The sequence below is a fragment of the Pseudobacillus badius genome, from assembly GCF_002189605.1.
In the GTDB taxonomy this organism is placed as follows: Bacteria; Bacillota; Bacilli; order Bacillales; family Domibacillaceae; genus Pseudobacillus; species Pseudobacillus badius.
Genome location: NZ_MWMM01000013.1, coordinates 12,992 through 28,451 on the forward strand (window position 1 = coordinate 12,992; position 15,460 = coordinate 28,451).

A 15,460-nucleotide genomic window follows, 5' to 3' on the forward strand; every position below is an offset into this window, starting at 1 on the left:
AAAATGAACGTTCTTGTTGTTGGCCGCGGAGGAAGAGAACATGCGATTTGCAAAAAGCTTTCGGAAAGTCCGCAAGTGCAGACAGTTTTTTGTGCCCCTGGAAATGCGGGCATCGCCCAGGATGCAGAAATCGTGAAGATTGATGAAATGGATTTTGCCGCACTGAGCGAATTTGCTGTGAACCAAAATGTTGCTCTTACCGTAGTCGGCCCTGAAAATCCGCTTTCTGCCGGAATCGTCGATTACTTTCAAGAAAAAGGATTAAAGGTGTACGGGCCAGATAAGGCAGCGGCAGAGCTTGAAGGCAGTAAATCGTTTGCTAAGATGATGATGGAAAAATACAGCATTCCTACTGCCCGTTATGCTGCATTTGACAATTACCAAGAAGCAAAAGCTTATGTTGAGGAGCAGGGAGCGCCGATCGTGCTGAAAGCAGATGGGCTGGCCGCTGGGAAAGGCGTGACTGTTGCTTTGACGCTGGAAGAAGCACTGTCCGCTCTTGAAGAGATGATGGTAGCCAAAAAATTTGGAGAAGCTTCTTCGAAGTTGGTGATTGAGCAATATCTCGAAGGAGAAGAATTTTCCTTAATGGCGTTTGTTCACGGAGAGAACGTCTATCCAATGCAAGCAGCCCAAGACCATAAGCGGGCTTTTGATAATGATGAAGGACCGAATACAGGCGGCATGGGGGCTTATTCACCGATTCCCCACATTTCTGCTGATGTGATTGAGCAGTCTGTTCAGGATATTCTGCTGCCGATTGCCAGAGGAATGGCAGCGGAGGGACGTCCATTTACCGGTATTATTTTTGCTGGTCTTATGCTGACAAAAGAGGGACCGAAGACGATTGAATTTAATGCCCGTTTCGGCGACCCGGAAACGCAAGTGGTGCTGCCGCGCCTTCAGTCCGATCTTCTCCAAGTTTTCCTTGATGTGCTGGATGGCAAAGATCCGGAGCTTAAATGGAAAGATGACGCCGTGCTTGGCGTTGTGCTTGCGGCAGACGGCTATCCCGAAAGCTACGAAAAAGGCCATCCTATTAAAGGACTTGAAAACATTGATCCTTCCGCTGTGCTGCATGCCGGAACATTCAAGGACGAAGCCGGTTTGGTTTGTGCAAATGGGGGACGGGTGCTGCTTGTGACCGGTATTGCCCCATCCATTCATGAAGCGAAACAAGAAGCCTATAAAAAAATAGCGAAGATTGAAACAGATCACTTCTTCTACAGAAAAGACATTGGAAGCCGCGCAATTGCGAGCGCCCAATCAGCAAATTAAAAATAAGGCCGCAGTGCGCGGTCTTATTTTTCGCTATATCACAATGGATGTTTGTGAAAGGCTCTGCTTGGGAAGGAATAATCATGACTGGGCCAAGAAAGCTCAGCCATGATTATTGAAGTGAAAGGCGGAATGACATGTTTCATTATACAAAGAAAGTTTCTCTTCCTTTAGAAGAAGCTATTGTCCAATTAGAAGAGGCTTTGACAGGCGAAACGTTCGGCGTGCTTTGGCAACTTGATATTCAGAAGAAATTGCAGGAAAAAGGCGTGGGCTTTGACAAAAAGTTTATCATATTAGAAGTATGCAATCCGCAGGAGGCAAAAAAGGTGCTGGAAGAGGAAAACTTGGCCGGTTACTTTTTGCCCTGCAAAATTGTTGTGTATGAAGAAAGCGGACAGACGAAAATTGGGATGCCAAAGCCGACAACACTCATTTCCATGCTCGAAAATGACAAGCTCAAAGAAGTGGCTCAAGGGATCGAAAACAGATTGATCGGCTGTATTGATGCTGTTGAATAAAAAGAAGAGCGGTCCGCCTTCTCAGGAGCTATTTACAAGTCTATGAATGAAAAATGAATGCTGATGGAAAACAGACTCGATAAGCTTCCGGGTCTGTTTTCTTTTGCTCTATTCACAAGCAAAAACACAAACAAGCAAGAGTCATATTTAAAGGAGAAATATAATAGTAAATGGTATGCGCATTTTTTCACATATTGTTCAAAAAAAATATAATTCTTTAATGCTTTAACATATAGAATATGTTAAGATGACACTAATCTAAAATACGGGATGATTGCTTCCTTTCAGGAGGGGTGTTTAGATAGATGTTAGAACAGAGACATCAATGGAAAAACAAACAATTAAGAGAACATGTAGCAGTGATAAACGGTGACCTTTCTCCTACTCTTGTATTAAAGAATGCCCGCTTTTTGCATTCTGCGCTTAATCAGTGGATGACAGCTAATATATGGGTATATGAAGACCGGATTGTTTACGCGGGAGAAGAGATGCCGGAGAATCATAGAGGCGAAATATATGATTGCAGTGGAAAAACACTCGTTCCAGGTTATATTGAACCGCATGTGCATCCATTTTTGCTTTATAATCCGCAAAGTTTTGCCGAATATGCTGCGAAAACTGGTACAACGACATCTATCAATGATAACCTCATGTTGTTTTTGGCGTTAGAAGAAAAGAAAGCGTTTTCTTTACTGGAGGAATTTCGCTCGCTGCCTGTCAGCATGTACTGGTGGTGCCGGTATGACGGACAGACCGAGCTGGAAAATGAAGAAGAAGTCGTTTCCAACGCAGCTGTGAAGTCATGGATTGAACATGATGCAGTCGTGCAGGGAGGCGAGTTGACCGGCTGGCCGAAGCTGTTGGGCGGCGATGAAATGATGCTTCACTGGATTCAGGAAACGAAGCGGCTCCGCAAGAGAATTGAAGGCCATTTTCCGGGGGCTTCCGAGAAGACATTAACAAAGATGGCTTTGCTTGGAGCAGACAGCGACCATGAATCTATGAGCGGACAGGATATTTATAAGCGGCTGATGGCTGGATATATGGTTTCCCTGCGTCACTCATCGATTCGCCCGGATCTGGAAGTGCTGCTTCAGGATATGAAGGATATGGGCTTGAATCAATATGACATGATGATGTTCACAACAGATGGCGCAAGCCCTTCGTTCTATAGAGAGGGCATACTAGACTGGATGATTGCGAAGGCTATAGAATATGGCATTCCGCCTATCGGTGCTTATCATATGGCCAGCTATAACGTTGCCAGATATTATCGCATGGATCATTTGCATGGCATGATTGCGCCGGGCCGGATCGCTAACATTAATATTTTGCAAGACGAGTTTCATCCTTCACCGGTTTCTGTGCTGTCGAGAGGACAATGGATTAAGAAAGAAAAAGAGACCTTATCCTTTCCAGAGATTCAATGGGAAAAATTTGGATTTGGGCCGCTGAAATTGGATTATAGCCTGAAAGAAGAAGATTTGCAATTCTCCATGCCCTTTGGCATAGAGCTTGTCAATAATGTAATTACTAAGCCGTACTCTCTTGAAAGGGATATGTCAGCGGAGGAAATAGCGACTACAGACGATGAAAGTTTCCTGGTGCTGCTTGACCGCCAAGGAAAGTGGCGAGTGAACACAACTCTTAAAGGGTTTACTTCCAAGGTGGAAGGGCTTGCCTCTTCTTTCTCCAACACAGGGGACATTCTTCTGATTGGAAAATGCAAGCGAGAGATGGAACGTGCGTTTAACCGGATGAAGGAAATTGGCGGCGGCATTGTCTTAGCGGAAGGAGAAAAAGTCATTTATGAAATTCCGCTCGCGCTTTCAGGTATTATGTCCACGAAGCCTTTTGAGGAAATTATGGATAAAGAGGAAAAGCTGAAGGAGCTGTTGACGGAACGGGGCTACTTATATAACGATCCGCTGTATACATTGTTATTTTTGTCATCGACGCATCTGCCGTATATTCGCATTACTCCGCGAGGAATGTATGACGTGATGAAGAAAACGGTACTCTTTCCGACAATAATGCGTTAAAATAGTAAAGTATAGAGAAAGATATATGGGAGTTTATGTATGAGAAAATTGACCATGCTTGCTTTATTAACAGGCACTTTGCTTATGGGCGGCTGCTGGGGAGAAAAAGAGACGAAAGTAGAAAAAGACAGCGGGCAAGAAGCAAAGGGACAACATTACACGTTTCCGTTAACTGGGAAACAGACAAACGAACGGCCTGAACAGCGCTCAATTGCTGTTGTCATGAATAATCATCCTCAAGCCCGGCCGCAAACCGGCCTGGCTGAGGCGGATATTGTCTATGAAGTACTCGTTGAAGGAAACATGACAAGGTTTCTCGCAATTTATCAAAGTGAACAGCCTAAGGAGGCGGGCCCGGTCCGCAGTGCACGAGATTACTTTATTGATCTGGCTGAAGGCTATGACAGCTTATTCATTGCTCATGGATACAGTCCGGAGGCAAAAGAGCGGCTATTTAGCGGAGAGGTCGATCAAATAAACGGCATTCAGCACGATGGAACGATTTTTGAAAGGGACTCTTCCCGCAAGGCACCGCATAATTCTTATGTTCAATTTGATAAGGTGCAGGAGAAGGCCGAAGAAAAAGGATACGGGATGGAAGAAATGCCGGACCGGCTAAACTTTCTCAAGTCCTCAGATGCCGTAGCGGATGCCGGACAGAACGCATCGTCTGTTCAGGTGAATTATTCGACTAAGCCTGCTTTTCAGGTGGAGTATAAATATGATCCGGACAAGAAGAGCTATGAACGGTTTGTTGGGGAAGAACAGCAATTTGATCGGAAAACAAAAGAAGCCATCAGGGCGAATAATGTATTTATCATTGAGGCCGAACACCGTGTAACAGATGGAGAGGGCCGCCTGGATATTGACCTTTCTTCAGGCGGAAATGCCTACCTTCTTCAAAACGGGGTCGTTCACACGGCTGAATGGTCGAATGTGGACGGGCGGATTTTACCTTTTAAAGATGGCGCACCGATGGGATTTGTGAAAGGGAAAACGTGGATTAACATTATTCCTGCTTCTAAAGGGTTAGATAAGATGGTAGCTTTGAGAAATAACTAAAAAAGGGGTTTGACGCTTAATATGCAAATTGAGAAGCTGCGTGGAAGAGAATTGGACCAATTGTTTGAAGCGGTTCTTTCACTTCGCGATTTAGAAGAATGTTATTTATTTTTCGATGATCTTTGCACGGTAAACGAAATTCAGTCTCTGGCTCAGCGTTTAGAAGTAGCCCGCATGCTTAAAGAAGGAAAAACCTATCATAAAATTGAGAGCGGGACAGGTGCCTCCACTGCTACCATTTCACGGGTCAAGCGCTGTCTTAACTACGGAAATGATGCGTACCAGCTTGTTTTGGACCGCTTGAAGGAAAAGCAGGTCTTAAAAGAACAGCAGCCCTAAAAGGACTAGCTATATAAAAGTATAACGTTAATTGTTGATTTCTTGCCTTCAGCGCTTGCTGAAAACAAAAACTGAAATTAATGCCGTTAATTAACAGAGCTAAAATAGAACAGGGTCTGCCCTCCATCGCCTTTATGTACGGATGCGGTGAGGGGCAGACCTTTGTTTTAGCATAGGGAAACAAATGTTATAATGATGGGGTGCCAATTTGCCGAAGGGGCAGCCGGCACAGCCAAAAGAATGGAGGAAATTGCTAGATGTATGATGTGCGTGAATGGCGTCATGTGTTTAAGTTAGATCCCAATAAGGAGATAGATGATGTAGCCCTTGAGCAGATATGCGAGTCGGGAACAGATGCAATTATGATCGGCGGCAGCGATGGCGTGACCTTGGAAAATGTATTAAATTTAATGGCGCGTGTCCGTCGTTACACGGTTCCTTGTGCATTGGAAATATCAACGATTGAATCGATTACACCGGGATTTGACCTTTATTTTATCCCCATGGTATTAAACAGCAGCAGCGTTGAGTGGGTAACTGGCCTCCATCATCAAGCAGTGAAGGAATACGGAGAGCTGATGGATTGGGAAGAGATTTATATGGAAGGCTACTGTATTGCCAATCCGGATTGCAAAGCGGCAGCGCTAACGGCAGCAAATGCGCAGCTTGATATAGAGGACATCACAGCGTATGCGATGATGGCTGAAAAAATGTTTCAGCTGCCTTTGTTTTATTTAGAATACAGCGGAACCTATGGGGATATCACAGCCGTAAAAGCCGTGCGCGACACGCTGGATAAAACAGTATTTGTGTATGGCGGCGGCATTAGCGGGCCTGAACAGGCAAGAGAAATTGCCCAATATGCAGATATCGTTGTGGTAGGTAACGCTGTATATGAAAATTTAAATCAAGCACTTCAAACCGTTGCAGCGGTGAAAAATGAGATATAATAGGAACGAATGTTCTGATAGGCGGTGAGAGTAGAATGCAATTTTTAACAGAAAAGCTATTAACAGGTTTGAATGAGCAGCAGCAGGAAGCGGTTAAAGCAACGGAAGGACCGCTGCTCATCATGGCAGGCGCGGGATCTGGGAAGACGAGAGTGCTGACGCACCGCATTGCCTACTTGATGGTAGAAAAACGGGTGAATCCGTATAACATCCTGGCCATTACATTTACCAATAAAGCGGCGCGGGAAATGAAGGACCGGATTAGTGCTTTGCTTGGCGGAGCGGCGGAAGAAGTGTGGATTTCCACCTTTCACTCTGCTTGTGTCCGCATATTGCGGCGGGATATTGACCGGATCGGCTATAACCGCAACTTTACGATTTTAGATACAACAGATCAGCAATCGGTGATTAAAGGGATATTGAAGGAGAAGAACCTCGATCCGAAAAAGTTTGATCCGCGCGGCATTTTGGCAACGATCAGCTCCGCGAAAAACGAACTGATTGATCCGGAAACCTTCAGCAAGCGCCAAGGCGGCTATATGGAACAAATAGTTGCTGAAGTCTATACGGAGTATCAAAAACGCCTGAAGAAGAACCAGGCGCTCGACTTCGATGATTTGATTATGATAACGATCCAGCTATTTCAGCGGGTTCCGGAAGTGCTGGAGTTCTATCAGCGCAAATTTCAATATATTCATATCGATGAGTACCAGGACACGAATAGAGCACAATACATGTTAGTGAAGCTGTTGGCCAGCCGTTTTCAAAACTTGTGTGTTGTAGGGGATTCTGATCAAAGTGTATATGGCTGGCGCGGGGCGGATATTGCAAATATCCTCTCATTTGAGAAGGATTACCCGCAATCGCGGGCGATTTTTCTTGAGCAGAATTACCGGTCAACGAAGCGGATCTTGCATGCGGCGAACGAGGTTATTAAAAATAACTTCAACCGCAAGCCGAAGAACTTATGGACAGAAAATGCGGATGGATGCAACATTTCCTATTTCCGCGGAGATACGCAGCAAACAGAAGCTCAGTTTGTAGCGGGAAAAATTAAAGAGATGACGGCCAGCGGAAAGCGAAAATGCTCGGACATTGCCGTGTTATACCGGACGAATGCCCAATCCCGTGTGATTGAGGAAATATTGATGAAATCGAATATTGATTACACGATTGTCGGCGGCATCAAGTTCTATGACCGCAAAGAGATTAAAGACTTGCTCGCCTATTTGCGGCTCATTGCTAATCCGGCTGACGATATCAGCTTGCAGCGGATTATTAACGTGCCAAAACGTGGACTTGGCTCAACGTCTCTTGATAAAATATCACGGTATGCGCAAGAAAATGATTTGACGATGTATGAAGCCTTGGCAGAGGCTGATTTTATCGGTCTAAGCGGCAAGGCGGCAAAGACGGCCCTAGAGTTCCGGCGCTTAATTGAAACATATACCCAGCAGCAGGAGTACCTATCGGTTTCTGAGTTAGTGGAAGAGGTGCTGGAGCGCACAGGTTACCGTGATATGCTGCTAGCGGAAAAGACGATTGAATCGCAAAGCCGGCTGGAAAACATCGAAGAGTTTCTTTCAGTGACAAAGAGTTTTGAAGATAATAGTGAAGACAAAAGCTTAGTAGCCTTTCTGACCGACCTGGCCCTCATTGCAGATATTGATGAAGTAGGCAAAGAGGAAAAGGTGCAGGATGCAGTGGTATTGATGACTCTCCATGCTGCCAAGGGTTTAGAGTTTCCGGTTGTCTTTTTAATGGGAATGGAAGAAGGCGTCTTTCCGCACAGCCGCTCTTTGATGGATGAAAATGAAATGGAAGAAGAACGGCGTTTGGCGTACGTTGGGATCACAAGGGCAGAAGAAGAGCTCTATTTAACGAATGCTCAAATGAGGACATTATACGGACGGACAAGCATGAACCCTGTTTCCCGGTTTATTGGGGAAATTCCGGCGGATTTAATCGATGATCTGGCAGCAGCCAGAAAGGTCAATACGTCCTTCGGATTAAAAACACCGCCGTCCCGCCGCCCGGTGACACGGCCGCAAATCAAGACTGCCAATACAAACAGCGATTGGAAAGTCGGCGATAAAGCAACCCATAAGAAATGGGGGACAGGAACGGTGGTTAGTGTAAAAGGCAGCGGAGATAGTATCGAGTTAGATATCGCCTTTCCAAGCCCAATTGGGATTAAGCGCCTTTTAGCGGCTTTTGCCCCAATTGAAAAAGCGTAAATGAAGGAGTGGTCAATATGGACTTGCAAGCTGCTGAAAAGAGAGCACAGGAGCTTCATAATCTATTAAATCAGTATAATTATGAATATTACGTGCTGGACCAGCCGTCTGTTCCTGACTCGGAGTATGACCGCTTGACGCAGGAGCTGCTCAAGCTGGAGGAGCAGTTTCCGGAGCTGCAAACGCCTGACTCGCCGACTCAGCGTGTGGGCGGTGAAGTGCTGGACGCTTTTAAAAAAGTACGGCATAATGTGCCGATGCTCAGTTTAGCCAATGCGTTCAATGAAGAGGATTTACGGGACTTTGACCGCCGTGTGAGCCAGGCCCTTGATGAAAACAGCTATTCCTATGTATGTGAATTGAAAATTGATGGACTGGCGGTTTCGTTAAAATATGAAGATGGTTTATTCGTTCAGGGATCTACACGAGGAGACGGAGCGATCGGTGAGGACATTTCCGCCAACTTGAGAACGATCCGCTCCATTCCTCTCCGAATCAAAGAGCCGCTGACAATGGAAGTGCGCGGTGAAGCCTTTATGCCGAAGCAATCTTTTATTGCCTTAAACGCTATTCGTGATGAAAAAGGAGAGGAACCGTTTGCTAATCCGCGCAATGCAGCGGCGGGATCTTTGCGTCAGCTCGATCCTCGCATTGCAGCTTCCCGCAACTTGGATATTTTTCTCTATGGAGTGGCTGAAGCAGAAGGAATAGGGGTGAAAACCCACAGCGAAAGCTTGGAGATGCTTGATCAATTAGGTTTTAAGACGAACCAAGAGAGAACAGTGTGCCGTACGATTGATGAGGTTATTCGCTATGTCAGCGGCTGGGGAGAGAAGCGGCCAAAGTTGCCTTATGAAATTGATGGCATTGTTATCAAAGTAAATGCGCTGGCGCAGCAAAAAGAAATGGGAGCGACGGCGAAAAGTCCTCGTTGGGCGATTGCTTTTAAGTTTCCGGCCGAGGAAGTGGTAACGAAACTAACAGGCATCACATTAAGTGTAGGCCGGACCGGCGTCGTCACGCCAACCGCTTTGCTGCAGCCGGTAAAAGTAGCCGGGACAACTGTACAAAGAGCGACATTGCACAATGAGGATTTAATTAGGGAAAAGGATATTAAAATTGGTGATTTTGTCGTCATCAAAAAAGCGGGCGATATTATTCCTGAAGTGGTGAACGTGATTGCTGACAGGCGGACCGGCGAGGAAGAAGAGTTTCATATGCCGACACACTGCCCGGAATGCAACAGCGAACTCGTCCGTCTGGAAGGAGAGGTGGCGCTCCGCTGCATAGACCCGCAGTGCCCTGCGCAAATCCGGGAAGGCATGATCCACTTCGTTTCCCGCAATGCGATGAATATTGACGGTTTAGGGGAAAAGGTGGTAGCCCAGCTGTATAGAAGCGGTCTTGTGCACGATGTGTCTGATTTATACAGTCTCAAAAAGGAGCAGCTGATTCAGCTTGAGCGGATGGGGGAAAAGTCCGCGGATAATCTGCTGAAGGCCATTGAAGCCTCGAAAGAAAATTCGCTCGAGAAGTTATTGTTCGGTCTCGGCATTCGCCATGTCGGTGCCAAGGCGGCAAAAACACTGGCCCAGCACTTTGAAACGATGCAGGCACTGGCCGAGGCGGAGGTTGAACAGTTAACAGCTATTCATGAAATCGGCGGCAAGATGGCGGAAGCAATTGTCACCTATTTCAATCAGCCGAATGTCAGTGAATTGATTGCCAAGTTGCAGGCTGCAGGAGTAAATATGGCTTATAAGGGGCCAAAGCTTGCGGCTGTAGAGGCATCTGATTCATTTTTTGCCGGAAAAACAGTGGTTTTAACCGGGAAGCTCCATGAATTGACACGCAATGAGGCGAAGGAGCAGATTGAGGCTCTCGGCGGAAAAGTGGCTGGCAGCGTCAGCAAAAATACCGATCTCGTCGTTGCCGGTGAAGAAGCAGGATCGAAGTTGGAGAAAGCGTTGCAGTTAGGGATCGACGTGTGGGATGAACAAAAGCTGTTAGATGAACTTAATAAGTAAGAGGTGGCTCTTTTGAATAAAAAAGTTTTTTCGGCGGCCCTTGCAGCGATGCTTCTTGTGAGCGGGTGCGCGCCGAAATTAGAGAAGAAAGAAGAAGTGATCCGGGGAGACGGGAAGCAGGAGAAAGCGATTATTCCCAACTACCAAGTTTCTGAGAATTTTTACCGGACGATCATCCCCTTTAAGCCGGGAAAGGCAAGGGGAATGGTGGTCTCTAATCTGAATACACGCTATGACATTGTAGAGTTTGAAACGGGGTTAATGAGAATTGCCCAAGACAATTTTTCTCCGAAGAATTATTTGTTCCAAGAAGGGCAAATGTTAGATGGAGATGTCATCAAAGCGTGGCTGAAGCGGAAGTATACCGATGAACAGCTCAAGAAAAAAGAACTGAAGCCGGAAGAGAACCTGGGGCTGAATCCGATAGACGATGAAAAAGGCTCTGTGGAGCAGCGGAATAAAAAGAGTCCGATTTATTTGTCGCATATCATGGAGCACGATTATTTAACTAAAACAGAAAACAATTCCTTGCAGTTATCGGGAGCGGTTATCGGCCTGGCTTTGAACTCAGTGCATTATTACACGAAAGAGAAATACGGGGCGGTATATGAAAATAAACTGGACGATGAAGTCGTTGAGCAGGAAGGGAAGAAAATAGCGGAAGAGGTAGCCAAACGAGTCCGGCAAACAAAAGGGTTAAAGGATGTGCCTGTCACGATTGCTTTATTTAAGCAGGCGCCGAAAAACTCAGTTGTGCCCGGCAATTTTATCGCTTATACCCATCTTGATGCCGATGAAAGCGACATTAGAGGATGGGAGAAGGTGAAGGAGAAATATTACCTGTTCCCATCGCCTGAAGCGGAAAAAGACCATAGGGATGATATGACCTACTTTTTGAACTTCAAGCAGGATTTGGAGAAGGAATTCAAAAACTATAATGGTGTTGTCGGTACCGCTCTTTATAATGGAGAAGAGCTTGTTGACTTGAAAATCAAAATCCCTATTCAATTTTACGGAAAAGCCGAGGCCATTGGCTTTACACAGTATGTGACAGGGCTAGTGATGGATCACTTCCCGGCCTATATCCCAATCGAGTTAACGATTTCCTCAGTCAATGGGCCAGAAGCATTGATTGTGAAAAAAGCGAATGAGAAAGAACCGCAAGTGCATATATATGAGTAACTGAAAAGAGGGGGCAGACCCTGCTTCAGACCGCAGGCAGACTTGAATGGACATCGAGTTTGCCTGCGGTCTTTTTGTATTGCCTGCGAACGAGGGCGAAGAATCGTTAGTTCTATACGCCTGTTTGCAAGCCGATGTCCGGGAGCCGTAGCCAGCTAGGCAGCGGCTGGTCATTCTCTCTGAACTCTTGAAGTCTGACAAACACCTCTGTTATGAAAAGGCCGTTCATTTATTTTTGATTTCCTCCAGCAGGGAAATCATTTTTTTATTTTGTTCAATTATCGTTTGATTTTGCTTTCTCAGTTTTGTGAAGTCAAATAAATAAATTAATAGGATCGCGATAACGAGGAATCCCATACACTCACTCCTATATCTTCTTTTTTCAAATTATACCATTTTTTTGTGGTGGATGGATTGGCCGGCCCGGCTTTGCAGCCAGGACCATGGAAAGATAAAGAGAATTTTTGATACACAGGAGCGAGAACGTTAAACTCGGCTGCTGTTTTTAAATTTATCAAAAAAGGTTGATATTTCCTGAAAACTGTATTATAAATATTAATACAGTTAATACGGTTTGCCGAAAGGAAGCGAAGCGATGTTTACGATTGATACGAGGAGCCGTGTGCCGATTTATGAGCAGCTGATGAGCAAGTTAAAGGAACTGATCATTCGCGAAGTGTGGAAGGAAGACGAAAAGCTGCCGTCTGTTCGGTCACTGGCTCAGGATTTGACAATAAATCCTAATACGATTCAAAAGGCGTACCGCGAATTGGAGCGGGAAGGATATATTTATTCGGTCCCGGGCAAGGGAAGCTTTGTCGCCCCTGTAAAAAAAGAAATCAGCGAGGAGCGGATGATGGTGCTGAAGAAGGAACTGGAGAGGGTTGTAGGAGAGATTTTATTTTTAGGCGTATCAAAAGAGGATATTATTCGTTTGATTGAGACGATGGATGAGCCGGAAAGGGGGGGCGAGGATGATTACAGCTGAAAACATATCGAAGCGATTCGGCCGCTATGAAGCGGTAAAGGATGTATCCATTCATGTGAAAAAAGGATCTATCTACGGGCTGCTCGGCTCTAATGGAGCTGGAAAGACGACCTTTTTAAAAATTATTACCGGAATCATGCGTCCAGATAAGGGAGCAGCAAAAATTGGGGAAGCAGCCGTCTATGAGCAGCCGGAGGTGAAGGAACGAACGATATTTATCCCGGATCAGCCCTATTTCTTTCAGCAATCGACGCTGATGCAGATGGCAGCCTTTTATAAAGCGGTGTACACACGCTGGAATGACCGGCGCTTCGTTCAACTGTATGAGCATTTCGGTCTGGACCCGCATGCCAAGCTTTCAAGGATGTCTAAGGGGATGCAGCGGCAGGCGGCCTTTATCTTAACTTTATCAGCGATGCCAGACGTGCTTGTGCTTGATGAACCATTTGACGGCCTTGATCCGGTTGTGCGCCAGCAAGTAAAGAACCTCTTGATCCAAGATGTGAGCGAGCGGGAAATGACAGTGATTGTCTCCTCCCATAACCTCCGCGAGATGGAGGACTTTTGTGACAGTGTCGGTATTATGCATAAAGGCGGGCTGTTATTTGAGCGTGAATTAGAAGAATTAAAGACGGATATTTGCAAGGTGCAGGTGGCTTTCCGGCAAGTGCCTGACCAGTCGTTCTTGGACGGCTTAAATCTTCTTCATTATGAAAAACGGGGCCGCGTGTTTATTTGCATCGTCCGCGGACAGGAGGAGGGCATCGAACGGCATGTTCAATCATTTGAACCGGCTATTTTCGATATCCTGCCGCTGACGCTTGAAGAGATATTTACGTATGAAATGGGGAGTGTCGGCTATGAAATCCGGAATCTTATCGTTTAATAAGGGGCTGTTTCAGCAGCATGCCCGCTCTGTTTTATGGGTCAGCATCTTTTTTGCGCTGGCACTCTTAATCATTCTGCCGCTCGGCATGTGGATGGTTTTCTTGAATACGGAAACGCCGGAGGAGCTTTTGCCCATTAAAGGGAAAAATGGACTGCTTCATTTCTCTTATGAGTTTCAGTACATGACTTTCCTTGTCTTTCCTGTTATTACCGGCTTGATTTTAACGAGTTACATGACGAAAAAAGGCTCGTCCGATTTTATGAACAGCCTGCCATTTAAGCGGGAAACTTTATTGACTCATGTGTACGCGGCGGGCGGTGCAGCGCTGATCCTGCCGGTTGTGTTAAATGGAATAGTGATGCTGCTGATCCGGCCGTTTCTTAAGCTGCCGCTTTACACAATCAGTGATATTTTCAGCTGGATGGGCCTTGCACTGATTATCATTCTGCTGTTGTTTACAGTAACGGTGTTCGTCGGTTTATTTATCGGCTCTACGCTGCTGCAAGGAGTGATGGCTTACGGTATTTTCATTTTGCCGGGGGCGCTCATTATGCTGGTTTTGGCGAATGCCCGCTTTTTTGTGAACGGTCTGGCTGCTGATGCTTATATAGAGGATGTATTCCAAGAAGGAATTTTCCTGATAAGGGGTTCTTTGATTGAGAACAAGCCCTTCAGCGGCTTAGAACTGACTCTTTATCTTGCACTGATTGTTGTGCTTGTCGCCGTTTCGTACTTTGTTTATAAAATCAGACCCGCAGAAGCCGTAGATGAGACGATTGCTTTTCCGTTTTTCCGCTCTTTATTTATCTTTAGCCTGACGCTGATGGCGATGCTCACTGGCGGGCTGTACTTTGCGGAATTTTTGGATGGAGCGCTCGGCTGGACGATGTTTGGCGGTCTCATTGGAGCTTTTGCCGGCTATACGATTATGCAAATGATCGTTCAGAAAACCTTGCGCCTCTCCTGGCCATGGAAAGGGTTTGTTCTTTATATCGCTGCCCTCCTTGTTTTGCTTGTGCCGACAGCCATTTTTGCCAACGCATATGAGAAGAAAGTTCCTGAAGAAAATGAGGTTACATCCGTCTATATCGGGGATCATTTCTTTGACAGTGGAGCGTATATTCCTGATTCTGTTGCTGTAGATAAAAAGATGGCAGGGGAAATGAAGGAAAAAGAATCGATCCAGCAAGCGATCTCCCTTCATAAGCAGCTAGTGAAGAAGGGGAAACCATCCAGGCAGCGAGGGTACCCAGTCGGAATTAAGTATAAGCTGAAGGACGGCAGCCAAGTGCAGCGCCATTATTATGTTGAATCGAAACAATTAGCTGGAATAACAAAAGAAATAAGAGATAATTCGGAGTTCAAAAGAAAGTCTAATCCGCTGTTTGCGATTTCCCGGCCTGAAAAAATTAGTTATTTAACGGTCGTTGAAACGCAAGCCCAAGAAGTGCTCCGGGTGACAGAGCAGAAAGAAATGATGGATTTGCTCCAAATGATGAAGAACGATGCTTTAAATGACACGTCGCCTCAGTTTAAAGAGTATGACTTTTCATATGTTGGCGAGGTGCAGGTCTGGTTTACCGATGGGGAAATGCTATCGGTGCCAATTTACCTTGGACAGGAACAGACAGTTAACTATATTCGCCAAAAGGTTAAGGGAGGCAGCAGCTTTGCCTCAGCCGAACAAGCGTTGGAAGCGTATATCTTCACGACAGATACAGAAGAGCGCCGCCAGCAATTCATTGATTATATGATTGGACATTCTTTCGTGGATCAAGCATCTCCGCTTGGTGATTTCCCGGTGCCGGCTCAGCAGGTGAAAGATCCTGCTCAATTAAAGAAGCTGCTGGATCCTGCGAATTTAAGCGATGAAGGCAGCAAGACGCTGCTCGTCAGATGGAAAGGAAATAAAGAAGTATCTGCTGTGGGAATAAGAGAATAACAG

At 45.8% G+C, this 15,460-nt stretch carries 13 protein-coding genes; 12 read left to right on the forward strand and 1 reads right to left on the reverse strand.

The window, feature by feature from the left end; all coding sequences use genetic code 11:
- Nucleotides 1–3 precede the first annotated feature (3 nt).
- From purD to B1A98_RS16105, 9 genes are all read left to right on the forward strand, one after another.
- On the forward strand, nucleotides 4–1,278 hold the full coding sequence (purD, locus tag B1A98_RS16065) for a phosphoribosylamine--glycine ligase (RefSeq protein WP_063383804.1): 1,275 nt from the start codon (nucleotides 4–6) through the stop codon (nucleotides 1,276–1,278).
- Between the two features lie 137 nt (nucleotides 1,279–1,415).
- A complete protein-coding gene (locus B1A98_RS16070; protein ID WP_063383805.1) occupies nucleotides 1,416–1,799 on the forward strand; it encodes a DUF302 domain-containing protein in 384 nt (127 codons plus the stop codon).
- Nucleotides 1,800–2,104: 305 nt separating this feature from the next.
- Nucleotides 2,105–3,841, forward strand: coding sequence for an adenine deaminase C-terminal domain-containing protein (locus B1A98_RS16075; protein ID WP_063383806.1), 1,737 nt, complete (start codon nucleotides 2,105–2,107; stop codon nucleotides 3,839–3,841).
- 39 nt (nucleotides 3,842–3,880) lie between these two features.
- A complete protein-coding gene (locus B1A98_RS16080; RefSeq protein ID WP_063383807.1) occupies nucleotides 3,881–4,903 on the forward strand; it encodes a DUF3048 domain-containing protein in 1,023 nt (340 codons plus the stop codon).
- A gap of 21 nt (nucleotides 4,904–4,924) precedes the next feature.
- On the forward strand, nucleotides 4,925–5,242 hold the full coding sequence (locus B1A98_RS16085) for a YerC/YecD family TrpR-related protein (RefSeq protein ID WP_041101120.1): 318 nt from the start codon (nucleotides 4,925–4,927) through the stop codon (nucleotides 5,240–5,242).
- Between the two features lie 257 nt (nucleotides 5,243–5,499).
- The gene (gene pcrB / locus B1A98_RS16090) at nucleotides 5,500–6,192 is read left to right on the forward strand and encodes a heptaprenylglyceryl phosphate synthase (RefSeq protein WP_063383808.1); all 693 of its coding nucleotides are present in this window, start codon (nucleotides 5,500–5,502) and stop codon (nucleotides 6,190–6,192) included.
- A gap of 35 nt (nucleotides 6,193–6,227) precedes the next feature.
- Nucleotides 6,228–8,429, forward strand: a complete 2,202-nt coding sequence (pcrA, locus tag B1A98_RS16095; RefSeq protein WP_063383809.1) for a DNA helicase PcrA — start codon at nucleotides 6,228–6,230, stop codon at nucleotides 8,427–8,429.
- Nucleotides 8,430–8,446: 17 nt separating this feature from the next.
- Nucleotides 8,447–10,456: an NAD-dependent DNA ligase LigA gene (ligA, locus tag B1A98_RS16100; protein ID WP_063383810.1), complete on the forward strand. Its 2,010-nt coding sequence runs from the start codon at nucleotides 8,447–8,449 to the stop codon at nucleotides 10,454–10,456.
- Between the two features lie 48 nt (nucleotides 10,457–10,504).
- Nucleotides 10,505–11,638, forward strand: a complete 1,134-nt coding sequence (locus B1A98_RS16105; RefSeq protein ID WP_063383847.1) for a CamS family sex pheromone protein — start codon at nucleotides 10,505–10,507, stop codon at nucleotides 11,636–11,638.
- 225 nt (nucleotides 11,639–11,863) lie between these two features.
- Here B1A98_RS16105 and B1A98_RS20930 read toward each other — a convergent pair whose 3' ends face one another.
- Nucleotides 11,864–11,995 (reverse strand): hypothetical protein, encoded by a 132-nt coding sequence (locus B1A98_RS20930; RefSeq protein WP_256682629.1) that lies wholly within the window; start codon nucleotides 11,993–11,995, stop codon nucleotides 11,864–11,866.
- A 238-nt stretch (nucleotides 11,996–12,233) separates the two neighbouring features.
- Here B1A98_RS20930 and B1A98_RS16110 point away from each other — a divergent pair, with 238 nt between their 5' ends.
- Genes B1A98_RS16110 through B1A98_RS16120 form a run of 3 tightly spaced genes read left to right on the forward strand, consistent with a single transcriptional unit; the run spans nucleotide 12,234 to nucleotide 15,457 of the window.
- Nucleotides 12,234–12,626 carry a GntR family transcriptional regulator gene (locus B1A98_RS16110; RefSeq protein WP_063383811.1) on the forward strand — a complete coding sequence of 131 codons (393 nt, stop codon included), beginning with the start codon at nucleotides 12,234–12,236 and terminating at the stop codon, nucleotides 12,624–12,626.
- Nucleotides 12,613–13,512 (forward strand): ABC transporter ATP-binding protein, encoded by a 900-nt coding sequence (locus B1A98_RS16115; protein WP_063383812.1) that lies wholly within the window; start codon nucleotides 12,613–12,615, stop codon nucleotides 13,510–13,512. The genes B1A98_RS16110 and B1A98_RS16115 overlap by 14 nt, the downstream gene beginning before the upstream one ends.
- Nucleotides 13,487–15,457, forward strand: coding sequence for a hypothetical protein (locus B1A98_RS16120; protein ID WP_063383813.1), 1,971 nt, complete (start codon nucleotides 13,487–13,489; stop codon nucleotides 15,455–15,457). Before B1A98_RS16115 ends, B1A98_RS16120 begins: the two co-directional genes overlap by 26 nt.
- Nucleotides 15,458–15,460 lie beyond the last annotated feature (3 nt).